The organism is Acinetobacter sp. YH12233 (assembly GCF_013417725.1).
Classification (GTDB): Bacteria; Pseudomonadota; Gammaproteobacteria; order Pseudomonadales; family Moraxellaceae; genus Acinetobacter.
Genome location: NZ_VPDK01000010.1, coordinates 19,993 through 44,474 on the forward strand (window position 1 = coordinate 19,993; position 24,482 = coordinate 44,474).

A 24,482-nucleotide genomic window follows, 5' to 3' on the forward strand; every position below is an offset into this window, starting at 1 on the left:
TAGTGTTGGCTCTGATTTACCAAGATATCAAGTAATCTATGAGATTGGGGTGAATCATTGTAATGCAAATCATCGATCTTGCGTAAAGTTCATACGGATTATTCTTGATCTTGATTGTTTAAGTCATAAGCAGACTTTATACTTGCCACAATTTGCAACGAGTCAAGGCCTTAAGGCTTTAGGGAAGTTGGTGCAAATCCAACGCTGCCCCCGCAACGGTAAAAAATGAAAAGCTTGTCTTTATAAATCCTCAGGATTTACACCACTGCATCAATATGTGGGAAGGTGGATAAGTAAGTATGTTTCAATACTGCATTTAAGTCCGGATACCTGCTTGTTGTGTTCTTTAACTCAATCATTCACGGGGAGTGAATGTATGGAGCACATCTCATGTCTATTCCATTTCAACCTACTGCCTTGGTAGGTGCGATCGCACTTGCGTTGGGTTTTACTTCATCTGTTCATGCCGCCGAGCAAAAAGTTGCAAAAGCCTCTTTAGATACCATTGTAGTCACGGCAACTCGCTCTGCAGAAAACATTGAAAATGTACCTGCGCGAATTTCAGTGATTGAACCTGCGACTCTTGAGCAATCCCCTATTGCTTCATTGCCAAACTTATTGAAAAAAGAGGCTGCTTTAAACGTCGCTCAACTAGGCGGTTATGGACAACAATCCTCTATTTTTATGCGAGGCACAAGCTCGTCACATACACTCGTTCTGCGTGATGGCATGCGATTGAATACTGCTTTAAGCAGTTCAGCTTCTCTCCCTTTTATTGATACTACCGATATCAAGCAAATTGAAATTCTGAAGGGTCCAGCATCAGTTTTATATGGTACAGATGCCATTGGCGGCGTCATTCATATGATTTCTAAAACACCTGAACAATCAGGTGCATTTATAACAGGTGAAATTGGCGAGAATAAAACTTACAAATCACTCGTGGGTGCCGATTTAGCTGAAGATGGTTTTTATGCCCAAATCCGTGGTCAACGCCTGGAAACTGACGGAAAATCTGTTCTAGATGATGAAGATGAAAATTACTCCTTTGACCAAAAAGGTTTCAGCACAAAATTTGGCGTCCACAAAGACCAATATGGCTTATCTCTCGATTACAGCCAAAATAAAGGCACAAGTGATTACAATGCAGGTAGCCTCACTTCACAAGATTTTGAAAATGAAATGGTTAACCTGAGAGGACGAATTAACCTAGGCTCACAATTAGAACTCAATGCTCGCTTATCCCAGTTTGACGATCAATTAGATCAAAATGCTACGAATTATCTAGGTCAGGTCGATTATTCATATAGCACTACTCAAGAAGCAGAATTGTATGCCAAACTCAATCTAAATGATCAGCATCATATTTTACTAGGGACAACGTATAGCAATCTTGATGGTGATGTTCTTTCTTATGGAGTTGCCTACAAAGGTGATGTTTCCTCTCAAGGATATTACACACAGCATCAATATCAATCAGATAAACTCAATACACAACTCGGCATCCGTGTTGAAGACAACGAAAAGTATGGCTCTCATACTGTAGGGCAAGCTGCTGCACGTTATGCAATATCACCTCAACTCAGCGTCTATACGAATATTGGTTCAGCTTTTCGTTCACCAAACTTAAACGAGCTGTACAGTGGTGAATCTGCAAATCCAAATTTAAAAGCCGAAGAAAGTCTGTCTTATGAAATTGGCTTAGACCAGGCCCTCACTCAAAACTCATCTGTTTCATTTTCCGTGTATCAAAACGAAGTGGATAACATGATCCAAAAAGTTGATGGCAAGTTAAATAATATCAGCGAAGCAACGCTTCGTGGTGGCGAGCTGGCATGGAACTGGAAACAAGACGATTGGTTCATCGATACTGCTTTTGCGTATGTACAAGCTAAAGATAGCAAAACGAATATTGAGTTAGCTAAACGACCACGTCAAACCCTCACTCTGACCACAGGTTTGGAAAATGAAATTTATGGGATGAGTGCTTCTCTTATTGCCCGTTCCAAGTCAAAAAGCTGGAGTGATTCAGACCATAATCCGGGCTATGCGACCGTCGATTTAAATGCTTACTGGAATATCAACCCACATGTCAAAGTATTTACCAACATAGAAAATGTCGGTGATGTGCGTCATAAGATCGAATACAACTGGAATAATTATTATGTTGATGAAGGCCGCCTCGCTTCTGCCGGCGTGACTTTTAAATATTAAGATCATTCCAATCCAAGCAAATACTTTTGAGAATCATGTCATGCCTATGGCATGATTCTTTTTATTTACAGCATTTAATCATTTAAGGAACTCTCATGGGTCACCGTTTAAGTAAAATTTACACGCGCACAGGCGATTCGGGCACTACCGGACTGGGTGATGGCTCACGCGTTGCCAAAGATGACTTGCGTATTGCCGCGCTCGGTGATGTGGACGAGCTAAATGCCATCATTGGGGTTTTACGCGCACAAATCGCGGCAAGCAGCATTCAGGATAAAGCGACTTGGGATAAATCTTTAAGCCTGATCCAGCACTGGTTGTTTGATCTGGGTGGTGAAGTGTGTATCCCTGGCTTTAACCTGGTTCAACCAGTCTCGATTGATTTTCTGGAAAATGACATCGATCGTATGAATGAAGCTTTGCCGATGCTGAAAGATTTTATTTTGCCTGCGGGTACTTTAGTTTGCAGTTTTGCTCATCAAGCCCGTGCCGTGTGCCGTCGTGCAGAGCGCAGCGTGATGTCAGTTCACTCACGCGACCAGAATATTCAGGCGACTTCCCTGCAGCTATTAAATCGCCTATCTGACTGGCTGTTTGTGGCTTCACGCACCTTGCAACGTGTTGAAGGTGGTTCTGAGGTGTTATGGCAAAAAAATATCAACGAAACCATTGATCAATAAATCCGCTAAAATGTATTAAATTGCACGGAAAATTCTGCGCCAACAGTATTTGCAACAAAGTGTTTCAGGCGCAGAATATTGCAATACTCCTGTCACAACTCTTCATCATTATGTTTTCATCTTCACTTCTTCAGGTTATCGCAGCATGCGCATAATTGGACATCGCGGTGCGCGTGGGGAAGCACCTGAAAATACACTAGGCGGTTTTCAATATATTCAGGATATCGGGATTCGCGCAGTCGAATTTGACGTACGCCAGCTTAAAGACAATGCCCTGATCATCATGCATGATGATAATTTTGTACGCACTACCGGTTTGCAAAAGCCCCTCTACGAATGTAGCCGTCAGGATCTCAGTCAATATAATCACGCAGTAAAATGGTCAGAATGGAACAAGGTCGAAGCCACTCCTATGCTGGATCAGACCTTAACCGTGATTCATAACTTTGACCATATTGAAGTTGAAGTCAAAAGTGTAGCGAGCCAGGCCGATGCTGAAAAAATCACGCTTGAGCTTGAACAGCAGTTACAGGGTTATGAGCAGTCAGTCGTGATTACCAGTTTTGATCCTAAAATCCATCAGGCTTTGCAACAGCAAAATTCCAGTTTAAAACGCGGCCTTCTGATTGAAACAGATGTGAAATATCAGGCGATTGATCAAGCTTTAGAACTTGGCTGTTGTCAGATTGGCTGGATGAATGAACTGGCCAGCAAAGATATTATTCAGGCCACACAAGCTGCCGAACTCACCATCAGCGTCTGGACCGTAAATGATGTTAATCGTGCCAAAGAATTACGCGACTGGGGTATTCAGGGTCTCATTACCGATTATCCGAAGTTAATGATGCAACATCTTTAAATGACCCAAAATGCAAGATTCTATATATAGATTATTTTTCTTTAAGCCTTGAAAAATAATTTAAAGAAGAATGCCTGTCTGTAATCTTGTTTAACTTTGGGTTACGGGTTTGCTTACAAATTTATTTCTCTGCAATCTAGTAGAAAAAATGAACATTCACTTAACTCATTTTAAGAAAATAAATTTGATTAAAAGCTTCAAAAATCTCAGTGATTTACTCGGAAATCAGAGCCTGTCTAGCCCGCGAAAATGGTAGTTTTCATCCTACTTATTCTGTTACCGATAAGTACAATACAACCGTACAATAATGCTAGTGATGCCCTAGGGGGCGTGCTAATATGAATGACTTAACCGCTGTTAAAATAAACAATAGCGGCCTCTGCTTTTTGTTATACCTTCCCAGGTTCCAGGAGTGCTGTTGGAGATGAATGCTCCCCTACCTCAAGCCCCAATTAACTGGGTCGCTGTGTTTGCTCTGGTAGTTTTACCCATTGTAGCTGTTATCGCGATTCCGTTATATGCGTATCACCATGATTTTAGCCTTGCCGCTTGGATCAGTATGTTTGTTTTGCTCGGCGTTAGCAGCCTGGGGATTACAGCGGGCTATCATCGTCTTTGGGCACATCGTGCTTATGAAGCGACTTTACCTTTAAAATTCATTTTAATGATCATGGGTACCTTTGCCGTGCAGAACAGTATTCTGTACTGGGGTTCAGGTCACCGTACCCATCACCGTCATGTCGATGACGTCGAAAAAGACCCATATTCAATTAATAATGGTTTCTGGTATGCGCACCTGGGCTGGATGCTGCGTGACTATCCTGCTGCAGAACCAAACTACAAAAATGCACCAGACCTGCAAAACGACAAAGTCGTTATGTTCCAGCACAAATACTATGTGCCTCTAGTAATTGCAGTACATGCTGCGATTCTCTTGCCAATTGGCTGGGCTGTAGGCGATGTTTGGGGTGTATTATTATTGGGTGGTCTGGTGCGTTTAATCCTGAGCCATCATGTCACCTTCTTCATTAACTCACTGTGCCATATGTGGGGTTCACGTCCTTATACGGATGAAAACACTGCACGTGACAACTTCTGGTTAGCGATTGCGACTTGGGGTGAGGGTTATCATAACTATCATCACATCTTCCAGTATGATTACCGTAATGGCGTGAAATGGTGGCAATATGATCCAACCAAATGGTTAATCTGGACTTGCTCTAAACTGGGCCTGGCTAAAAATCTGCGCCGTATTCCAAGCTTTAATATCAAAAAAGCTGAACTGGCAATGAAGTTTAAATATGCTGAGCAGGATCTGGCGGTATATGGTCATAATGTCAATGAAGACATTATCAATGTGAAAAGTAAAATCGCTCAGGAATATGAAGCTTTTACTCAAACATTGAATGACTGGGCTAAACTCAAAGAACAGGAAATTCAGGTGAAAAAGGCGGCTGTAGCAGAAAAAATTCACCAGATGGATGACAAACTTAAAGTTGAATTTCAATTAGTCGAACAGCGTCTTTCCCATCATCGTGAAACACTGAATCTGTTAGTACGTAATTTGAAAAAAGCGCCTGTCTCTCAATAAGATTTAGATTCTCAAAAAAGCTCCTGAAATCAGGGGCTTTTTTTATTTCTACTCGTCTTACTTATACTTTCCTTTTACAACAGTTTTAAACAGAGATCTTTGTTATATTGCTTTTATTGCCTAAATATTTTGACTGCTATGTATTTTAATTCCCGATATCAAACTCTCCCTCCTCGCCTTTATCATCATCAGCCCCCGCTACCTTTAAAAGGTACTAAAGCGGGACATTTTAATGCTGCGCTTGCTGAGCAACTGCAATGGTCTGAGGAAGATAAAGCACAATGGGTCGAAATTTGTAGTGGTCAAAAAACCTTTGCTGAGTTTGAACCTTTGGCCATGGTTTATGCTGGCCATCAGTTTGGTCAATGGGCAGGTCAATTGGGTGATGGACGTGGTTTATTGATCGCTCAGATTCTGGATAAAGATCATCAGACCATTGATCTGCATTTAAAAGGTGCTGGTGCAACGCCTTATTCACGTATGGGAGATGGTCGTGCAGTGTTACGCTCGGTGATTCGGGAATACCTAGCCGGACACGCCTTAAATGCACTAGGTGTAGAGTCCAGTAATGCGGTTGGTTTTACCTCTTCCGCTCAAGGTGTACAGCGTGAAAAACTGGAACCGGGCGCGATGCTATTACGGACGTCTGACTGTCATATCCGGTTTGGACATTTTGAATGGATCAATCAGTATCAGCCAGACTTGCTGCCTGTATTCACACAAAAATGTATGGAATGGCATTATCCGCAATGTCTGCAAGCAGAACAGCCTATTCTGGCATTTGCTACCCAAGTCATTCAGCGCACAGCAGTGATGATTGCCAAATGGCAACTGGTTGGATTTGCACATGGTGTCATGAACACCGACAACCTGAATATTACTGGTTCAACGCTAGACTTTGGCCCGTATGGGTTTATGGAGCGTTTCCGTCCCAACTGGATTAATAACCACTCGGATTATCAGGGTCGCTATACTTATCAGCAGCAACCAAGCATCGGCCACTGGAACTTGTGGATGTGGCTGAATAACCTGATTCCATTATGTCCTGAAAACTATGATGAAGAACAATGGAAACAGGATCTGGCCCAATGTCTGGAACATTATGAACCGACCTTCCTGGAACATTATAAGCATGGCCTAAACCAGAAAATGGGCTTACCGAGTTTTCACAAAGACAGCTTTGACTGCGCCATGGCTTTTCTCAGAATCTTACAAAGCGAGCAACTCGACTATACGCAAAGCTTTATTCGCCTGCAGAATCATGAATATGAAGCAATCAAGGATGATTGTTTGGATCGCCGTCAGTTTGAAGCATTCCTGACTCAATATGAAGCGATCCGCGAACATCAGGATACTGGAGAATTAGATGCCGCCATGCAACTCGTCAATTCACACTATATCCTGCGCAATCATATGGCACAGAAAGCCATTGAACTAGCTGAGCGGGATGACTTTTCCGAAGTCGATCGCCTGTTTAAATTATTAAGTCAGCCTTATTTAAAACAGCCAGATCTGGAACACCCTGAAGATCTAGGACCATTGCCGAGTGATGTGCCTGAAGTCATGGTGAGTTGTTCATCTTAATTTATTCATAAGACGACCAAAAACTGTGGATAATTTAAGCATTATCCACAGTTTTATTTCAGTTTATTCACAACTTATGACCCTACATCAAATCTCAACACAGATAGCGATAAGTTTACCTGAAGTCACTGTGACTCAGCCTTTCGGTGAAGGTTGTGATGTATTCAAAGTGCTAGATAAAGTCTTTATGCTTCAGTTTTATCTTCAAGGCAAAGCTGTCATTAATTTAAAAGTAGCGCCTGATCATGCTGCTATGCTGCGAGATATTTATTCTTATATCCATGCTGGCTGGCATATGAATAAACAGCACTGGATTTCAGTGTATGAAAATAATGAACTGGATGAACCTCTGATTGAGGACCTAGTACAGAATTCTTATGAGCTGGTAGTATCGAAATTAAAGAAAGCAGAAAAAGTACGGATTGAATTATTACGAACATTAGAAAAATAAGTCTGGAACTTCAACCTTATAAAATGGTCTCTCATCCATTACAATTATCTTGTTCAATCATAAGATAACGTGATTAAATCAAATAATATTAAGATGTTAAAAATCACTCAAACTATGATTAACCAACACAGCACATTAATTGATTTAAGATCAAAATTAATTGAAATCCCGACAGAACAAAAAGAATGTTTACATCATTTAAGTTATCCATTTATTCCATTCTTGGATGAAAATTTTTATTCATCAAAGAATAAGGTGTTGCTGGTTGGTCAAGAAACAAAAGGTTGGCAAAGTCGATTAAGTAACTTTTTAAATGAAGATATTAATTTCGACACTGTGATTCAAAATAGTGTTCGTCGTCATCAAGAGCTTTACTCTCAATCACCTAAGCATAGTAGTTTTTTACAATTTCTAAAAAAAATTAAAATTCAAAATCATCAAGAACCTATTCAATGGCTAAATTTTTATTTATTTGACTATAAAAAAGCCTCATTCAATACTTTAAGTAAAAATAGAACATATAAGGATATTTTCTTGTATCTTCAAGAATTGTCTATTCTAAATTTATCCCAGCAAATCAAAGATACTCAACCACGTGTTATTTTTTTTTGTTGGGCAGTACCACAATAATTTCCCTAAATTAGAGGAAAAATTACACCTTACTTCAAATGATCGATTGTTATTAAAAGAACCTATTGATAAATTCAGCATGAAAATTTGGAACGACGAGATTTTAATTCTAAGAGTCCCTCACCCAGCACATTTTAGTCGTATTTCTAATCAAGCTAGAAATGTTGTTTTAGAATATTTTAAAATTTTTGATCAATGTGAAACTATGGCTGAGTTTAAAGAAGTCATTCACCATAAATTAAAGTAATGCTTAGATGTATACATATGAAAATGGACTCATCCGAGTCCATTTGCTAGTTTAAGCCTCTTTCTTCACCAACTTAAACACCCCAAATAACAAGCCAATCCAGACAGGCAACATCAACACTGACAACATAAAGCCTTGTGTCCACATGATATATAAAATCATCAGCATAAAAGCTAAAACAAAATAGTTACTAAACGGCGCAAAGATTGCTGGAAATTTGGTTTGAATCCCCTTTCGTTTGATGGCTTGTCTAAATTTCAAATGAATCAAACTAATCATCATCCAGTTCAATACCGCAGCTGCTACCACAATATAAATCAGGTAACTCAACGCTTTTTCAGGCACAAAGTAATTCAAGATCACACAGCCAAAGATCAGAAATGCTGAGAACAATACCGCAGCCACAGGCACACCATGTTTATTTACGCTCTTAAATAATTGCGGTGCATTCCCTTGTTGAGCCAGCCCCATCAACATACGGCTATTGGCATACATGCCACTATTACAAACTGAAAGTGAAGCAGTTAAAATAATGAAATTCAGTAAATGTGCAGCCCATTCAATCCCCATCTGGCTGAAAATCATTACAAATGGACTATGATCTAAATCGCCTAAATTCAGCTGATTCCATGGTACAAGTGAAAGTAATACGGCAAGCGAGCAGATATAAAATAAAAATACCCGAATCACAGTTTGATTCACAGCACGTGGAATGTTCTTATCAGGATTTTCGGTTTCTGCCGCTGCCATACTAATCAGCTCAATGCCGCCAAAGGCAAACATCATAAAGGCGAGCATATAAAACAGCCCATCAAAGCCATTCGGAAAAAAGCCACCATGAATCCATAAATTGCTGATCGAAGCGGTTGAGGTTGCATCAGCAGTGAGGAGCAAATATATGCCAAAGATAATCATTGCAATGATGGCAAAGACTTTAATCATCGATAGCCAGAACTCAGACTCACCATAAATTTTGACATTGGCTAGGTTGGCAAGGGTTACCGCCAAAAAGAAAATGAGTACAGATACCCAGGCTGGAATATGTGGCCACCAGTAATTGATATATTTGCCAATGGCGGTCAGCTCTGTCATTGCGACCAGAATATATAAAATCCAGTAATTCCAGCCGGTTAAAAAGCCTGGAAATTTACCCCAGTATTTAAATGCAAAATAACTGAATGAACCAGTCACAGGCTCATGCACAATCATCTCACCTAACTGGCGCATAATCAGGAATGCAATCAAACCACCAATCAAATAGCCCAGAATAATGGAAGGTCCTGCGGACTGAATAATCTGTGCGGACCCCAAGAATAATCCGGTTCCAATGGCCCCGCCCATAGCAATCAGCTGGATATGACGGTTCTTTAAACGGCGCTGTAGTTGCGGTGTTTCACTCTCCAAGACACGCTCTCATGATGAATAAAAAACCGAATTGTAGCGGGTCTCCAACTAATCAACCAATACATAAATTTAAGTTATTAATTATTAAACTTTTATTTTTTGTATCTACTCAGATAAAAAGAAATATAAATAATTGATTTCATAATAGATACTAGTTAAAAGCTATTTTACATTTCAAAACTCCATAACTTTTCAATAGAAATAGCTCTTTTTTGATGAATTATTGTGTCGCATTAAACGCCTCATGGTAAACCACTTCTCCCTGTGGAATAGATCCATTAAATGCAATGACTTGAAAATATTCTGATGGAACATCCTTGAGGTAAAGTTCTGAAAAAGCCTTAAACCCGAAACGACCATAATATTGAGGATCACCGAGCACTACACATCCTTGAGCCCCCAACTGTTGCAGGCGATCTAAAGCTACCCGTATAAGTAAAGTGCCGATTCCCTGTCCTTGTTTTGCAGGTAATACCGAAATTGGGCCAAGACCGTACCAGCCAGTTTCACCTGAAGAGATAGTGACAGGTGAAATAGCCACATGGCCAACCAGCTGATTATTTTCAATCGCAACTAGAGAAATCGTTAACTGCCCATGCGTGCGCAAAGCATTGACAATAAATTGTTCAGTATGACTTGAATGGTCAGTATTTTGAAAAGCCGCTCGGGTCAATTTAGCAATGGCTGGAATATCTTCTAGCCGTTCATCCCGAATGATGATTTTCATTATTTTGGCTCTCTTATATTGATCATTTTCAGAAATAAAAAAGCGAACAAACCAAGAAGTCTATCCGCTTTTCTTTAACGAATTCGAATATCAGTCTTCAGGATATTCAAAACGGTAACCTACCCCATAAACGGCCTGAATCCACTCATGACGGTTTCCGGTTTCCGCAGCATCTGAAATTTTACGGCGCAAATTTTTGATATGACTATCAATCACACGGTCTGCCACATCAAAACTGTCCGGATTGATATGATCTAGTAATTGTGCTCGTGAATACACCTGGCCGACATGCTCTAGGAACAGCTCCAGCAAACGGAATTCAGTCGGGGTCAGGTTCAAGGCTTTTTGCTGATACCAGATACGCTGTTGTGATTTATCCATACGGAATAAATCATTGCTTTCCAGCTCAGCTTTACGGTCTAAACGGCGTAATACGGCTTGTACACGGGCAACCAGTTCTTTTGGACTAAATGGTTTACAGATATAGTCATCCGCGCCCATATTCAGGCCCAGTACACGGTCAATTTCTTCAGTACGCGCAGTCACCATAATGATCGGCAAGTCTGATTGCTCACGTACTTTACGGCAAATGGTCAGACCATCCATACGCGGCACCATCAAGTCCAAGATCATCAGGCTCGGTTTACGCTGGGTAAAACTGTTATATGCTTCTTGCCCATCATGAAACACGCTGACTTCAAAACCAGCAGCCTCTAGATAATCTCGCACTAACAGGGCAAGTTCGACTTCGTCTTCAACCAGCATAATATGTTTCATGAATATATTTTCCTTTATGGTTTCATTTGTTTAGGAAAGCTCAGTTTGCATCGTAAACCACCTAATGGTGAATGTGCAAAGCTTAAGCTACCACCCATAGCCTGAGTAATTTTACAAGATAAGGCCAGACCCAAGCCTGTTCCACCGGTGGAACGGGTACGCGAATCATCAACCCGATAGAAACGCTCACCAATGCGAGCCAGCTGCTCATCGGTCAGACCGAATGGACTGTCATCGACATATAAGGTCCATTCTTTCTCATTCTGTTCGGTATGGATATGTACCTGACCACCGGCTTCTGTATAACGAATACTGTTGCTAAGCAGGTTGGCTACAATCTGCTTGAAACGGTCCAGATCTAGATCAACTTCAGCACCGTCACCTTCAATAGTCACTTTCAGATCAGCCTGTTCAAATTTAGGCTGGAAGTTCATCAATTCCTGCTGCACCACCTCCCATGGATTTACAGTTGCATAGTAAAACTGTAATTGCTGTGCATCAGCCTGCGCTAGAGCTGCCAAGTCCTGAGTCAGTTTTTTCAGGCTGGTTACCTGTGCCAACATCGACGCAAAATGCTCTGGTGTCGGTTTACGGATTCCATCCTGCATCGCTTCAATTTGTGCCTGCAAGACTGCCAGCGGAGTTTTCAGTTCATGTGAAGTATCTGCTACCCACTGACGGCGTGAAGTTTCATGCTGATCCAGAATCACGGCCAATTGATTCAGCTCATTAGACAGATCACCCAGCTCATCATTACGTTTCACTTTCACTTGATGTTGATAATTACCGCGAGTCAATTCACGCGTACCGTTCAACAAACGCTGAATCGGTTTTTTAAAATAAGTTGCCAGTAATAATGCAGCAATCAGACTGGCTAGAATACTTAAACCATAAACTAAAAATAGGTAACGTTTCTGATTACTAAAGAAATTAATACTTAAAGCATCATCTTGGTCTAAAACCGGTTTCAAGCCCAGATAACCGACCACCTGGTTTTCAACCATAATTGGACGATAGGAAATCTGCTCATCTGACGCCTCACCTACTACAAAACGCCGTTTGGCATCATAGAGTGACAGGCGTGAACTTAGACCCAGACGGTCTGGCATCTGGATGAACTGCTTCTTGCCGGTAGGCGGCTGAACTGACTGTTGACCGCCATTATTGTCTTTACGGTCGGTTCTAAACAGGTTCTGATTGGAACTAAGTGGAAATCTTAAACCTTCAAAGGGCTGGAATTGTGAAGGCAGGTTAGATGCCAGAATACGCAATTCTTCTTCATTGACTGAACGCGATGTCAGATTTGGTTCAACCATACTTGAAGGCGCTACAGTGGCTAAGGTCTGCTCCTGAAAGTAACGCTGCTGTAAGGCAATATCATACTGACGCCGCAACCACCAGCGCGATAAACGGTCATAATCATCCGGTGCGGCTTCACCTTCGATTTGCAGAATCTGCGCCTGAATGGCATTACCCCAGTCTTCATATACCGTATAGACATCGGCCAGATTCTCGATCACATGATCGAGCTTCTGCATTTCTACATCCGCCACATAGCGGGTAAAGTTGCGCTGCATATTCAGATGCAATACGCCTAGACTCACCGTGGTAATTACCAGGGTGGTCAATAAAACAGTCAAAAACAGACGTAATGCAATCGGAATACGGCGAATCTTCAAAGTAAAAATCTCAGTTTTTCTTCTCTATATTCATTATTGTAGCGAACACAGACTTAAAAAACTCTCCATTGTTTCTTCATCTTTATTATTTAATCTTTACTCATCAAAAAGAATCAGCTCTTGAATGGGGTAAAAACATGAAAGCAATGACAAGAATCGCCTTAATCAGTGCCAGTGTTTTATCGATGGGTGCATTGACTGCCTGTCAATCTACGAGCAACGTGAATGAGCAGAAAGATCATTCTCGTATGATGAAACATCATGAAGGTCAAAAACAGCATCGTCTCACTCCAGAGCAACGCGAACAATTCAAAGCCGCTCGTGCAGAACGCATGCAATTGCATAAACAGATTCAACAGGCCTGTGACGGTAAAGCTGTAGGTAGTGCAGTCCAAATCAAGGCGGGTGATAAAACCATTGATGGGCAATGCAAGATTTCTTTCAAACCTGACCATAAAGGCATCACAGGTCAACGTGGTGAATTCCGTAGTATGCGCGGTGAACATCGTCCAATGCGTGGTGAATTCCGAGGTGATATGAACCGTGGAGAAGCATTAACGGATAGTCAACGTGCAGAAATGGTTAAACAGTATGATCAGCGTTTATCAGAACGTCAGGCTCTACAAACTGCGTTTGCCAACGCTTGTAAAGGTCAAACCCACGGTAAGGCCGTTCAAGTGAAAGCGGGTACTCAAACTATTGATGGTCAATGTATCGTGCACTTCCAGCCGAATGCACCCATTAAGATGACTAAAGCTGCATCTTAATCTTCTTCTACGTTTCTTATTCCTTCAAATTCAGGCACCTTCGGGTGCCTTTTTTTATGGCTGACTCCTCAGTCCTCTTTTGACCATTCATGTTCTGCTAATTTCTACAAAAGTCTTTGCAGTCAATATGTTTACTGTTCTGTGCAGATTAATCTTTGACTTTATAGTCACCAAGAAAGCCGCCTGAAAGCTTGTATGGCTGGGCAAGATGTTGCACGATTAGATTCATAGCAATACGTGTCACTGAAGGCACGTTTCAATTAATTTAGGATGATAACGCTGGTCTAAACCAGTATTGAGGAAACCGATATGCCACAATACAAAGCGCCCTTACGTGACATGCAATTCGTTCTACACGAATTATTAAATGCTGAAGAACATTACGCAAAACTTCCTGCGTTTCAAGAAAACGTAAGCCGTGAGTTGGTTGATCAGTACCTAGAAGCTGCAGCTGACTTCTGTGAAAATGAATTATCTCCTCTAAACCAAGTAGGCGACCGTGAAGGTTGTACCTGGAATGACGGCGTTGTAACAACACCGACTGGCTTTAAAGAAGCGTACCAAAAATACATCGAGCTAGGCTTCCCTTCTCTTTCTGCTGAAGAGCAATACGGCGGTCAAGGCTTACCAAATTCTTTAGGTATCACTCTTTCTGAAATGGTGGGTACTGCGAACTGGGCATGGGGTATGTACCCTGGTCTGTCTCATGGTGCAGTTCGTACTTTAGAACACCACGGTTCTCAAGAACAAAAAGACGCTTACCTGCCTAAACTGGTTTCAGGTGAATGGACAGGTACCATGTGTCTAACTGAATCTCATGCAGGTTCTGACCTCGGCATCATCCGCACTAAAGCTGAACCACAAGCTGATGGTAGCTATGCAATCTCTGGCGAGAAAATCTTTATCTCTGCTGGTGAACACGACATGGCAGAGAACATTATCCATATCGTACTTGCTCGTCTTCCTGGCGCGCCTAAAGGTACTAAAGGTATTTCTCTGTTCATCGTACCAAAATTCAACCTGAATGCTGACGGTTCAATCGGTGAGCGTAACGGCGTACGTTGTGGTTCAATCGAACACAAAATGGGGATCCATGGTAACGCAACTTGTGTCATCAACTTCGATAACGCCAAAGGCTTCCTGATCGGTCCTGAAAACCGTGGTCTGAACTGCATGTTCACCTTCATGAACACTGCACGTATCGGTACTGCTGTACAAGGTCTGTCTGCATCTGAAGCGGCGTTCCAAGGCGCTTTAACTTATGCCAAAGACCGTCTGGCAATGCGTTCTCTTTCGGGTCCTAAGGCACCTGAAAAAGAAGCTGATCCAATTATTGTTCATCCAGCTGTACGTAACATGCTTTTAACTCAAAAAGCATTTGCTGAAGGTGGTCGTGCACTGGTTTACCTGTTGGCTCAATATGCTGATGTGGTTGAACAAGGTACTTCTGAAGAAGAGCGCAAGTTCGCTGACAATATCCTGTCGCTATTAACTCCAATCGCAAAAGCATTCCTGACTGAAACTGGTTCAGAAGCTGCGAAACATGGTGTTCAAGTCTTCGGTGGTCACGGCTTTATCTCTGAGCATGGCATGGAACAAATCGTACGTGATACACGTATTGCCTGCCTGTACGAAGGTACGACTGAGATTCAAGCACTGGATCTGTTAGGCCGTAAAGTACTGGGTACTCAAGGTGCGATGTTGAAAGACTTCACTAAGATCATCCACAAATTTGCGGAAGCGAACAAAGACAATTCTGCAATGAAAGAATTTGTTGAACCGCTTGCGGCATTGAACAAAGAATGGGGTGACCTGACCATGCAGATTGGTATGCGTGCGATGCAAAACCCTGAAGAAGTGGGTGCAGCTGCAGTAGATTACCTGTACTTCTCTGGTTATGTAACACTGGCTTACCTGTGGGCTCGTATGGCACTGGTTGCTCAAGAGACTCTTGCTGCAGGTACCACTGATGCAGACTTCTACAATGCTAAATTGACGACTGCACGCTTCTACTTCAAGAAAATCCTGCCACGTGTTCGTTCACACGTTGACGTGATTGCAACTGGTGTAGAACCGCTTATGTCTTTAGATGCTGAACATTTCGCATTCTAAGCTGATGCAGTTTTAAATGCATAATAAGAAAAAGGACGGCCATCTTCAGGCAGTCCTTTTTCTTTATAAAGAGTTACAGAATTAACCTTTAGTCGTCTAACATTCAGATTTTTAATGCTTTAGACTGAGCCAAAACAATCCAATTAAACAATAAAACAGGTGACATACTATGCCAATTTATAACGCGCCACTTGCTGACATGAAATTCATCCTGAATGATGTTTTCAATGCAGAACAGTTCTGGCAGGCCAATGAAAATCTTGGCCACTTGGATACTGCCACAGCAGAAGCCATTCTTGAAGAAATGGCGAAGTTTGCGCAAAACGTCATGCTTCCTCTGAACCGTACCGGTGATGAAGAAGGCGCAAAATATGAAAATGGCAATGTCACCACACCTGCTGGCTTTAAAGAAGCATTCAAACAATATGCTGAAGGTGGCTGGATCGGTCTGGGTGCCGATGCAGAATGGGGCGGCCAGGAAATGCCGAAAATGCTTACCGTACTTTCTGATGAAATGCTGTTTGCAACTAACCCATCTTTCATGCTCTACCCGCTTCTTTCTGTGGGTGCAGGTATGGCTTTAAACAGCTATGCATCTCAAGAGCAAAAAGAAACCTACCTTCCTAAAATCTACTCTGGCGAATGGTCAGGCACCATGTGCTTAACTGAGCCACATGCCGGTACTGATCTGGGTATTATCAAAACCAAAGCTGAACGTAATGAAGATGGTACGTACAGCATTACTGGTACCAAAATCTTTATCACGGGTGGTGACCACGATCTTGCTGAAAACATTATTCACCTGGTGCTGGCAAAAACACCTGATGCGCCTGCCGGCTCTCGCGGTATTTCCCTGTTCATTGTACCAAAGTTCCTGGTCAATGAAGATGGTTCAATTGGTGAACGTAATCCAGTTGGTCCTGGTTCAATCGAACACAAAATGGGGATCAAGGCCTCTGCAACATGTGTAATGAACTTTGACGGTGCCAAAGGTTACCTGGTGGGCAAAGAAAATGAAGGTCTGGCCGCCATGTTCGTGATGATGAACTACGAACGTCTGTCTATGGGCATCCAGGGCCTAGGCGCCTCAGAATTTGCTTATCAAAATGCTGCGCAATATGCGACAGATCGTTTACAGGGTCGTAGTGCCCTTGGTGCTCAATCACCGGCTAAACCGGCAGACAGCATTTTAGTACATGGTGATGTACGTCGTATGTTGCTGAATGTTCGTGCGAACAACGAAGCATCTCGTGCATTTGCGGTGTATGTCGGTCAGCAACTGGATATCACCAAGTTCTCGACTGATCCTGAAGCCGTAAAAAAAGCCAATGACCGTGTGGCACTGTTGACACCAATCGCGAAAGCTTACCTGACGGATACTGCATTCCAGGCAACCCTAGATGCACAAATGGTCTTTGGTGGACATGGTTATATCCGTGAATGGGGTATGGAACAATGTATCCGTGACCTGCGTATCTCACAGATTTATGAAGGAACCAATGGCGTTCAGTCACAAGATTTAATCGGCCGTAAAACCATTAAATGTGGCGGTGCGTACATCGGTGAATACATCGAAGAAATCCGCGACTTTGCGAACCAGTTAGATGCAGACCTGAACTTCATTAAAGATGCAACTTTAGATGCAGCTACTGAAGTAGAATCATTGACTCAGTTTGTGCTTGAAGCTGCTGGCGAAAATGCAGAATTCCCGAATGCTGCAGCGGTTGATTACCTACATGCAGTAGGCCTATTGAGCTTCTCTTATATGTTTGCGCGCATTGCCAATGCTGCAAAAGACAAAGATGGCGAGTTCTACCAAAACAAACTGGCACTGGCGCGTTATTTCACGCAACGCATCTTGCCTGAACTTGCACTGCGTATCACTAAAGTGAAAGCCGGTTGTGAAGTAGTGATGAATTTCTCTGAAGATTACTTCACGACTCAAGCTTAATCTTGACGTGAATCCATATAAAAAGCCCTGCATCTGCAGGGCTTTTTATGCACTATACTTTTTCAATCAAGATCGTATCTGGTTGCGTCGTTATTTTAGGATTGAAATGCTTATTCACTATTTTAATTCCCCCTTGCGACTCTAAAGATTCACACAGTTCAAGTACCTTCTGCATCTCTTCAGCCTTGATCCCCGTGCCCAGGATTAATTTTTTTCCTGCTTCTAATTGACTAATTTTTGTTTGAATTTTGTCCAACATTTTTTTCTCCTATTTATTCAATGTAGTTCTCATACAATATAACAAGTTAGTGCAAAAAAAGTGCAAAAGTTCGAATAATTTCACTTTTATTTTATTTTTCTCTTTTTGTGCATGATCTTTGCTAGTTCTTTCCTGTTCATATGTTATTTCACATGAAAAATCTGGAGGAGAACATGAGTAAATCTGAGTCTAAAGTAAAAAGAATAGAAACTCTCCTCGACCGTTTTGGCAACCTTGCCGTTGAAAGTTTCCATTATCTTGCGCTGTTTATTATTGGCTGTATGGTGATCTGGTCCGCAGGTCATACCGTATTTGACATCTTGGCCGTCAAACAGTTTGCCACCATTGATGATATTCTTTTGCTGTTTATCTATCTGGAACTTGGTGCCATGGTCGGCATCTATTTCAAGACCAATCATATGCCGGTTCGGTTCCTGATTTATATTGCGATTACTGCCCTGACCCGTTTACTGATTTCTGATATTCAGCATACACACAAAGCCAGCATGGATCAGGTTATTATTACCGGTTCGATTCTGATTTTGGCTTTTGCCATTCTGGTGGTCCGTTATGCGTCCTGGACCTATCCATCCGTTATTCGCGACAAGCATAGCGAAAAGCCATTACCAGAAGGTAAAACTCCACGACCTGAGGATGATGAGTTGGCATAGTCATAGAAAAGTTCCCCTTTGCAAAAGGTGAGAAGCACTGCTTCGCAAGAGGGTAATTAATCACCCCTCCTAACAAGAGAGGGAATTTCTTTTAACGGTTATTCATCAACACATAACGACCATTTTCATAAATCCAGTAACTTCCGCGTGGTGGTGCCGGCAATCCCAAACGCTGCCAGTCAGTAATCACTGTATATCTCGAACTTTCAATGTAGGCCACATTTGGATCACCATTAACCCAACTATAGCTATTGGAATTCTGGTAAATCGTGGTCGGTGCCTGATACTGGATATTGAACCCGCTTTGGCTCTGTGCAGGAGGATAATAGCCGCCATGGGATGGACGTTGCGGATAGTAAGGCCGCTGCGAATGAGGAGGTTGCGGTGCATAATGAGGACGTGATGGAGGACGATGTTGAGGTTTAGAACGATCAACACCAGTATAGCCTACCCAGGCATTATCCGCCCAAGCGGGCACCGCAATACCAAACAGGAATGAAGCCAGCAATGCACCTGAAGCTAATTTTTTCATAAGTGCGTCCTCCAAAGATTTCTGACCATATTTTAACCAAAATCCATGCAGAAAATATGGATAAATTCCCTGCTGCTGCAAAGTTTTGTAATTGATTCCATGACTTTAACAGGCTTGCGTGATGAGCGCTGAAGTGCGTATGCTAATATCACTTTTTTAATGCTTTGAGTTGCATACTGTGTCTGATTTAAATTTCGATCGTTTATATGAATATTTTTGCAAGGTACCCAGTGTTCAAAAAGGACTGATTGATAGCTATGGCTCAGATGGGAAACAGGCCTGGTGGTTTAAATTTCAGATCAACGTTGATCATCCTTTAGCATGGCAAACTGTGCAGGAACTGGGTCATGTCCTGAACTATATTTCTAAAAATGAGCGCCTGCCGACTCAGTTTCTTCCAGTTTCTCCACCGCCTTATATGAATGGTGTCGCTAAAGATTTCCTGTCTTGGGTCATTCAGTGTAATCATGCCGACTTCCCACCAGATGTAGTGTGCGACTGGCTAGAAGCACGTTTGCCAAATCCGGTGGATGATGAATCTCAATGGAAAATCAAGACTGATATTTCTGAACTGGATGAGCTGACAGATAAAGAACTGGATCAACTGGTTCCGCCGAATCCAGAAAAATAACTCCCCTCATCCCAACCTTCTCCCATAGGGAGAAGGAGTTCCCTCTCCTTTCAGGAGAGGGCTAGGGAGAGGCCAATCAAAACGTCGACCAACCACTCCATTCCATAAAACGGTATAACCAGTATTTCCAGAATGACTCTTCAGCATATTGAGCATAGTCCACGCTCATGGAACGGCCATTCAAATTAGACCAGGCCGTATTGAAATACTGCTGCGCATCGCTAAAGACTTCCGCCTGAGGCTGTCCCACCACACGCAAATTGGTTTCCAGATTATAATTTTTCAGATTACGTGCCGTGAAATTGGCGGAACCTAAAATCATTTCAGCTTGCTGGGCACCATATTTCATCAGAATTTTGTTATGACATTGCTCGCCTTGGGTATTACACCAACGTACCGGAATACCAGCTTTATGCAGTTCTGAAGCCACCTGCCGGTTAGGAATGCCATTTTTTTCACGACCAAATGCATCTTTATTTGGATCAAGTAAAACCCGAAGTTTCACTCCGCGCTCATGCGCTGCAATTAACCCTTTCACAATCTTACGTTCTGACAGATAGAACATGGCCAGATCAATCTGCTCATCTGCTTTCGCCGTTTCAAGCAGCTTTAGAACTCCCTCATAAATGGCTTTTTCAGTTAGCACCTGAACTTGAGGCTGTTTTTTTTCTGCTTCAAACTCACCTGCAATCACAGCCGGCATATTGGCTTGAGACATGATCCCGACCGCCTGTTCTGTCGCAAGAATATCAATCGCTGTTCTGCCCCAGACCAGTAGACCAATATTGGAGTGCCGTGAACTGCCATCATGTGGGTTCATTGAGGTAACCAGTGCTTTCCAGCCCTGATCTGTATCCACGACCAGTGTTTTACGATGATTGGCTTTGAAATTAAACAGGTCGAAATAGCTGCGTAAGGTCACTTTTTCTGGACCAAATGGATTCGGCAACCAGCCTTTTTCCGGATTATTGCCAATCCCCTGACAGCACAGATACCAGAAACCTGACCAGCTTGGATTAGAAGCACGCAGCGGTGTCAGATTGGTTTCGATTACATCTACTCCCGCCTGACGCAGTTCACGATAATGCTGTGCTGTAATTCCACCATAGACAGAATTAATCGGATCGGTAATAAATTTGATTTCCACTTCAGGCTGCATTAATCGCTTGTTGAGTAAGGCCTCTGTGAGCTGTTTGCTGAGTGCCTGATGTTCCTGTTTAGAGGCACCGGTCTGCTGATTAAACAGAAACATATCCAGCACGATCAGGGATTTTGCTTCCTCAACCATTTTCAGCATTTCATTAAAAATCTGATGATCCAGTTGCTGCTTGCCCTGTGCATTCAGATAAGTCTGATCGACCAGAAATTTCACCTGTGCATGGCGCAGCTTACCCGTGTAATTCAGCCCTTCAGGTAAGGGTTTATAAGTATGATAAATTGCTGAAGCCAGATAACTGGCCATCAGCACACCAATGATCAAGGCCGCATAACGGCGGTTTGACCAGTTCAGTTTATTGTGAATTCGTTGAAAGATACGCATAAGAAAAAACCTAACCCAATATACTCAGGCTAGGTTTAATCTGATGATTTTTCAAGTCTATTTCAGTGACAGTACTTGGATTCGGTCAGTTATTTCATCTGAATCCTAGAAATCATATTGTACGCCGACTGTGAAATTACGTCCGACTTGCGGAATATTCGACAGGAATGAGCTATGTGAATAGACCTGATCATCGAGCAGGTTATTGGCTTTAAAATAAACCCGATAGGCATTTTTATCAGCAATGCTATTAGCATAGCTTAGACCGACATTGACCATGTTATAGCCTTGGGTTTCATCTTCATAACTGGCCGTTTTGTCCTGATTAAAGACATGATAATACTCTGCCATTCCTGACCAGCCATCGGCAAAGTCTGCTTCAACCTTGGTTCCTAAGCGGCCTGCTGGAATACGGGGTGCATTTTCACCCTCAATTTTGCCGCGTACATAATCACCGAACACACCAAACTTGTATGTGTCATTTAATGCATAAGTAGCTTCCGCTTCAGCCCCATAGAAACGAGCTTTATCTTGAGTATATTCTACCCCACGCAAATTTCCATTTCTGGCCGTAGTCGCACCGTAGATATAGTCATCAAACCAGTTATGGTAAATATGCGCATGATAATCCAGCTTATCACCTTCATATTCGAAACCCAGCTCTAGGTTATTCGAGCTTTCTTTTTCCAGATCAGGATTACCGACTTCATAGGTATTGGTGGCAAAATGCAGACCATTGGCATACAACTCTTGCGCCAGTGGTAAACGTTGCTGATGTGAACCTACAATGGATAACTTATAGTTCGGGGCAAATTCCCAATTCGCAGCGGCAGAAGCAGAGATACCTGTGCCTGAATAATTTTTCTGTTCAGATTCAACTTGTACTTTTTGATGATCAACACGTGCACCCAGTTCGACATGCACATCACCGAGTTGTTTATGCTCTAAAGCAAACAGACTGTATTTTTCAGTTTTGGTATCTGGCATGACTACGCTTGAACCATGAACATGATGTTCTTCATCATCCTCGTCACCATCTTCATGATGATCATGTTCTGTAGCAGCCAGATTGATTTTCTGCTGGCTATATTGGGTGCCAATTACCCCTTCCCAACCAGCAACCGGAACATGCACCAGCTCTAAACGGCCATCGTAGCCTTTGCTTTTGAAATTACTAATCACTTCATTTTCTTCCAGCTCATCATGCTCGATAATCGGTAAAGCTGGCATGGGCACGTAACTTGTCAAAACCAGCAAAAGGCTGTTCCAGTTCAGTACGTACTTCATAACGTTCAGATTTCAGATCTACCCATGGTCCGCCATGCTCTTCTTCATGCTCTGCGGTAGCACCCAGCTCTGGACAGCCATGGAAATGATCACCATGCAATACACAGCCATGATATTCATGACTATGCCCCGGCAAGCCATATTCATCCTGACGGTTGCTATAAGACAGGCCAACGAAACCACGATCATGAATCCATGATCCACCAATATTCACGGTCTGGCCTTCAGCAAAGGTATTACCTACACGACGTTCTTTGTGAAAATGTGAATGATCGCCATGAGGTTCTTCTACTACATAATCAGGCGCAATATAGTCATTGGCTTTGTGTTTAGTGCCTTCTACACGCAGGGCAAAATTTGCACCGACTGCAGCAGTCACGCCTGCACTTGCCAGTTTTTCATCACTGCCCGAGTTGTAACGTAGTCCAGCAGTCCCTTCCAGACCATCTTCCGGCATTTGGGTTGGGATTTTCTGGTCAGTGACATTGACCAGACCACCGACGGTTCCCGCGCTATAAAGCAAAGTTGATGGGCCGCGAATAACTTCGACCTGTTTGGCTAGAATCGGATCGACTGTCACTGCATGGTCAGGAGATAGAGTAGATACATCAGCCGTTTCGGAGGCATGCTGCAAAACTTTGACACGTGGACCATCCTGGCCTCGAATTACCGGTCGGCTCGCTCCGGTTCCATACTGATTTGAATAGACACCCAATTCATCTGCCAGTGCATCACCAATAGTCGTCGCACGCTCAGATAATGCTTTTTGATCCACCACATGATCCGCAACCGCAAAATCTGCTGCGGTTTGTATCAATGGATGGGCCTGAACCTGGATGGTTTCCAGCGTTTGTACAGCTACTGTCGCTTCTTCTTGTTGTGCGAATGCTGATGGTGTAATAACCGCAAAAATAGAGAGTGTTATTAAATTCTTATGAAAAGACATGACCCAAGCTCAAAATGACTAAAATAGAATAATGTTATAATATAACATTTCATTATTTTTGCAATCGTTTACGATAACCAGTGATATATTTTATTAGAATGCTCTTTGAATATTTTTTATTACATTAAAACATTATTTTTATGCCCTTTACCTTATCGCATGCTGTGCTTGCTCCACCTATTTCACGTTTAAGCGGTAATCGGCTACCGATTGCTGCGTTGGCGATTGGCTGTATGGTGCCCGATTTACATCGACTGTTTACTTCGAGCAATTCAAATATCACGCATTTATGGTCTTCGCTGATTCATCCAGACCTCTTGATTGGGCTGGCTTTCTGTAGCATCTGGTATCTGGTTTACCGGCCAGTAATTTACCGTTTCATGGGCATTCAGCATGATTTAAATATTTACAGCATCCTTTCAGCTTTAAGATTCATCTTGGCGATGTGTCTAGCACTGATCATCGGCACAGCCACTCATTTAATCTGGGATGGTCTGACCCACGTCGATTTTCGGACTTTTGCCTTCCATGAAGTTTTAGCACAACAGTTTCAGTTGTTTGGACAGAGTTATCCCTTGCATCGGATTTTACAGATCGGTACGTCCGTGATTGTTTTGCCGTTTATGCTGTGGATGAGTGTGCACTACTATAAAAAGCATCGCCAATATCTCGCAGTCAGTCTGAAAATCAAATCATTTGCCGGAGGCTTATTTTTCTTTTCTATATTAACCGCTCTGTTTTCAGTCTGGGATTATGCACGCTATATTCCTACAGACGTCTGGCAATCAGATCTCTACTATTTTACTGGACGATCTATTAATGAATTTAGTCAGGGCTTTTTAATCACTTTTAGTCTGGGCTGTCTGCTATTTTTATTTCTGGATCGTGATCGGCGTATGGGCTAGGAAAATCTCCCACTTCCTGCTTATTCACTTTAAAATGA

The 24,482-nt window shown here is 42.4% G+C and carries 20 protein-coding genes, 1 pseudogene and 1 riboswitch; of the genes and pseudogenes, 13 read left to right on the forward strand and 8 right to left on the reverse strand.

Annotation, left to right across the window (positions count from 1 at the left end; translation table 11 throughout):
- Positions 1–142: 142 nt before the first annotated feature.
- A riboswitch (cobalamin riboswitch) is annotated at positions 143–353 on the forward strand.
- 37 nt (positions 354–390) lie between these two features.
- The 7 genes from FTV12_RS06335 (at position 391) to FTV12_RS06365 (ending at position 8,009) form a co-directional block, all read left to right on the forward strand.
- Positions 391–2,214, forward strand: a complete 1,824-nt coding sequence (locus FTV12_RS06335; protein ID WP_127799854.1) for a TonB-dependent siderophore receptor — start codon at positions 391–393, stop codon at positions 2,212–2,214.
- Positions 2,215–2,309: 95 nt separating this feature from the next.
- Complete coding sequence (locus FTV12_RS06340; RefSeq protein ID WP_159124153.1) at positions 2,310–2,894, forward strand: cob(I)yrinic acid a,c-diamide adenosyltransferase; 585 nt, start codon at positions 2,310–2,312, stop codon at positions 2,892–2,894.
- Between the two features lie 145 nt (positions 2,895–3,039).
- Positions 3,040–3,753 (forward strand): glycerophosphodiester phosphodiesterase, encoded by a 714-nt coding sequence (locus FTV12_RS06345; protein ID WP_104495371.1) that lies wholly within the window; start codon positions 3,040–3,042, stop codon positions 3,751–3,753.
- A gap of 424 nt (positions 3,754–4,177) precedes the next feature.
- Positions 4,178–5,344: an acyl-CoA desaturase gene (locus FTV12_RS06350; protein ID WP_180002335.1), complete on the forward strand. Its 1,167-nt coding sequence runs from the start codon at positions 4,178–4,180 to the stop codon at positions 5,342–5,344.
- 138 nt (positions 5,345–5,482) lie between these two features.
- A complete protein-coding gene (locus tag FTV12_RS06355; RefSeq protein WP_180033776.1) occupies positions 5,483–6,928 on the forward strand; it encodes a YdiU family protein in 1,446 nt (481 codons plus the stop codon).
- 76 nt (positions 6,929–7,004) lie between these two features.
- Positions 7,005–7,379 (forward strand): MmcQ/YjbR family DNA-binding protein, encoded by a 375-nt coding sequence (locus FTV12_RS06360; RefSeq protein ID WP_180033777.1) that lies wholly within the window; start codon positions 7,005–7,007, stop codon positions 7,377–7,379.
- Positions 7,380–7,472: 93 nt separating this feature from the next.
- Positions 7,473–8,009 (forward strand): hypothetical protein, encoded by a 537-nt coding sequence (locus FTV12_RS06365; protein WP_257220877.1) that lies wholly within the window; start codon positions 7,473–7,475, stop codon positions 8,007–8,009.
- A 298-nt stretch (positions 8,010–8,307) separates the two neighbouring features.
- Here FTV12_RS06365 and FTV12_RS06370 read toward each other — a convergent pair whose 3' ends face one another.
- The 4 genes from FTV12_RS06370 to baeS form a co-directional block, all read right to left on the reverse strand.
- Positions 8,308–9,660: an amino acid permease gene (locus FTV12_RS06370; RefSeq protein WP_180033778.1), complete on the reverse strand. Its 1,353-nt coding sequence runs from the start codon at positions 9,658–9,660 to the stop codon at positions 8,308–8,310.
- A gap of 220 nt (positions 9,661–9,880) precedes the next feature.
- Complete coding sequence (locus tag FTV12_RS06375) at positions 9,881–10,387, reverse strand: GNAT family N-acetyltransferase (protein ID WP_180025146.1); 507 nt, start codon at positions 10,385–10,387, stop codon at positions 9,881–9,883.
- Positions 10,388–10,477: 90 nt separating this feature from the next.
- On the reverse strand, positions 10,478–11,164 hold the full coding sequence (locus FTV12_RS06380; protein ID WP_180033779.1) for a response regulator: 687 nt from the start codon (positions 11,162–11,164) through the stop codon (positions 10,478–10,480).
- Positions 11,165–11,178: 14 nt separating this feature from the next.
- Positions 11,179–12,843: a sensor histidine kinase efflux regulator BaeS gene (gene baeS / locus FTV12_RS06385; protein ID WP_180033780.1), complete on the reverse strand. Its 1,665-nt coding sequence runs from the start codon at positions 12,841–12,843 to the stop codon at positions 11,179–11,181.
- 137 nt (positions 12,844–12,980) lie between these two features.
- Between baeS and FTV12_RS06390 the strand changes: the two genes are divergently transcribed.
- The 3 genes from FTV12_RS06390 to FTV12_RS06400 all read left to right on the forward strand — a co-directional run bounded on the left by FTV12_RS06390 (position 12,981) and on the right by FTV12_RS06400 (position 17,673).
- Positions 12,981–13,610: a hypothetical protein gene (locus FTV12_RS06390; protein WP_180033781.1), complete on the forward strand. Its 630-nt coding sequence runs from the start codon at positions 12,981–12,983 to the stop codon at positions 13,608–13,610.
- Positions 13,611–13,919: 309 nt separating this feature from the next.
- A complete protein-coding gene (locus FTV12_RS06395) occupies positions 13,920–15,722 on the forward strand; it encodes an acyl-CoA dehydrogenase C-terminal domain-containing protein (protein WP_159124145.1) in 1,803 nt (600 codons plus the stop codon).
- Positions 15,723–15,891: 169 nt separating this feature from the next.
- On the forward strand, positions 15,892–17,673 hold the full coding sequence (locus tag FTV12_RS06400; RefSeq protein WP_180011794.1) for an acyl-CoA dehydrogenase C-terminal domain-containing protein: 1,782 nt from the start codon (positions 15,892–15,894) through the stop codon (positions 17,671–17,673).
- Positions 17,674–17,725: 52 nt separating this feature from the next.
- On the opposite strand, the gene FTV12_RS06405 is transcribed toward FTV12_RS06400, so the two are convergent.
- A complete protein-coding gene (locus FTV12_RS06405) occupies positions 17,726–17,932 on the reverse strand; it encodes a hypothetical protein (protein ID WP_125279369.1) in 207 nt (68 codons plus the stop codon).
- Between the two features lie 173 nt (positions 17,933–18,105).
- On the opposite strand from FTV12_RS06405, the gene FTV12_RS06410 reads away from it, so the two are divergent.
- Complete coding sequence (locus FTV12_RS06410) at positions 18,106–18,603, forward strand: phosphate-starvation-inducible protein PsiE (protein WP_159124143.1); 498 nt, start codon at positions 18,106–18,108, stop codon at positions 18,601–18,603.
- Between the two features lie 91 nt (positions 18,604–18,694).
- Here the strand turns inward: FTV12_RS06410 and FTV12_RS06415 are convergent, their stop codons facing one another.
- Positions 18,695–19,135 carry an RcnB family protein gene (locus tag FTV12_RS06415; RefSeq protein ID WP_159124086.1) on the reverse strand — a complete coding sequence of 147 codons (441 nt, stop codon included), beginning with the start codon at positions 19,133–19,135 and terminating at the stop codon, positions 18,695–18,697.
- 178 nt (positions 19,136–19,313) lie between these two features.
- Here FTV12_RS06415 and FTV12_RS06420 point away from each other — a divergent pair, with 178 nt between their 5' ends.
- On the forward strand, positions 19,314–19,766 hold the full coding sequence (locus FTV12_RS06420; protein WP_159124087.1) for a hypothetical protein: 453 nt from the start codon (positions 19,314–19,316) through the stop codon (positions 19,764–19,766).
- A 76-nt stretch (positions 19,767–19,842) separates the two neighbouring features.
- Here FTV12_RS06420 and FTV12_RS06425 read toward each other — a convergent pair whose 3' ends face one another.
- Both FTV12_RS06425 and znuD read right to left on the reverse strand, forming a co-directional pair.
- Positions 19,843–21,306: a phospholipase D family protein gene (locus FTV12_RS06425; protein WP_180033782.1), complete on the reverse strand. Its 1,464-nt coding sequence runs from the start codon at positions 21,304–21,306 to the stop codon at positions 19,843–19,845.
- A 105-nt stretch (positions 21,307–21,411) separates the two neighbouring features.
- Positions 21,412–23,539: pseudogene (znuD, locus tag FTV12_RS06430) on the reverse strand (zinc piracy TonB-dependent receptor ZnuD).
- A 140-nt stretch (positions 23,540–23,679) separates the two neighbouring features.
- On the opposite strand from znuD, the gene FTV12_RS06435 reads away from it, so the two are divergent.
- Positions 23,680–24,444, forward strand: coding sequence for a DUF4184 family protein (locus FTV12_RS06435; protein WP_180017148.1), 765 nt, complete (start codon positions 23,680–23,682; stop codon positions 24,442–24,444).
- The last annotated feature ends 38 nt before the right edge of the window (positions 24,445–24,482 follow it).

Coding starts and splice junctions, on each gene's coding strand:
- FTV12_RS06335 (WP_127799854.1), top strand. CDS start 391: ATGTCTATTCCATTTCAACCTACTGCCTTGGTAGGTGCGATCGCACTT.
- FTV12_RS06340 (WP_159124153.1), top strand. CDS start 2,310: ATGGGTCACCGTTTAAGTAAAATTTACACGCGCACAGGCGATTCGGGC.
- FTV12_RS06345 (WP_104495371.1), top strand. CDS start 3,040: ATGCGCATAATTGGACATCGCGGTGCGCGTGGGGAAGCACCTGAAAAT.
- FTV12_RS06350 (WP_180002335.1), top strand. CDS start 4,178: ATGAATGCTCCCCTACCTCAAGCCCCAATTAACTGGGTCGCTGTGTTT.
- FTV12_RS06355 (WP_180033776.1), top strand. CDS start 5,483: ATGTATTTTAATTCCCGATATCAAACTCTCCCTCCTCGCCTTTATCAT.
- FTV12_RS06360 (WP_180033777.1), top strand. CDS start 7,005: ATGACCCTACATCAAATCTCAACACAGATAGCGATAAGTTTACCTGAA.
- FTV12_RS06365 (WP_257220877.1), top strand. CDS start 7,473: ATGTTAAAAATCACTCAAACTATGATTAACCAACACAGCACATTAATT.
- FTV12_RS06375 (WP_180025146.1), bottom strand. CDS start 10,387: ATGAAAATCATCATTCGGGATGAACGGCTAGAAGATATTCCAGCCATT.
- FTV12_RS06380 (WP_180033779.1), bottom strand. CDS start 11,164: ATGAAACATATTATGCTGGTTGAAGACGAAGTCGAACTTGCCCTGTTA.
- FTV12_RS06390 (WP_180033781.1), top strand. CDS start 12,981: ATGAAAGCAATGACAAGAATCGCCTTAATCAGTGCCAGTGTTTTATCG.
- FTV12_RS06395 (WP_159124145.1), top strand. CDS start 13,920: ATGCCACAATACAAAGCGCCCTTACGTGACATGCAATTCGTTCTACAC.
- FTV12_RS06400 (WP_180011794.1), top strand. CDS start 15,892: ATGCCAATTTATAACGCGCCACTTGCTGACATGAAATTCATCCTGAAT.
- FTV12_RS06405 (WP_125279369.1), bottom strand. CDS start 17,932: ATGTTGGACAAAATTCAAACAAAAATTAGTCAATTAGAAGCAGGAAAA.
- FTV12_RS06410 (WP_159124143.1), top strand. CDS start 18,106: ATGAGTAAATCTGAGTCTAAAGTAAAAAGAATAGAAACTCTCCTCGAC.
- FTV12_RS06415 (WP_159124086.1), bottom strand. CDS start 19,135: ATGAAAAAATTAGCTTCAGGTGCATTGCTGGCTTCATTCCTGTTTGGT.
- FTV12_RS06425 (WP_180033782.1), bottom strand. CDS start 21,306: ATGCGTATCTTTCAACGAATTCACAATAAACTGAACTGGTCAAACCGC.
- FTV12_RS06435 (WP_180017148.1), top strand. CDS start 23,680: ATGCCCTTTACCTTATCGCATGCTGTGCTTGCTCCACCTATTTCACGT.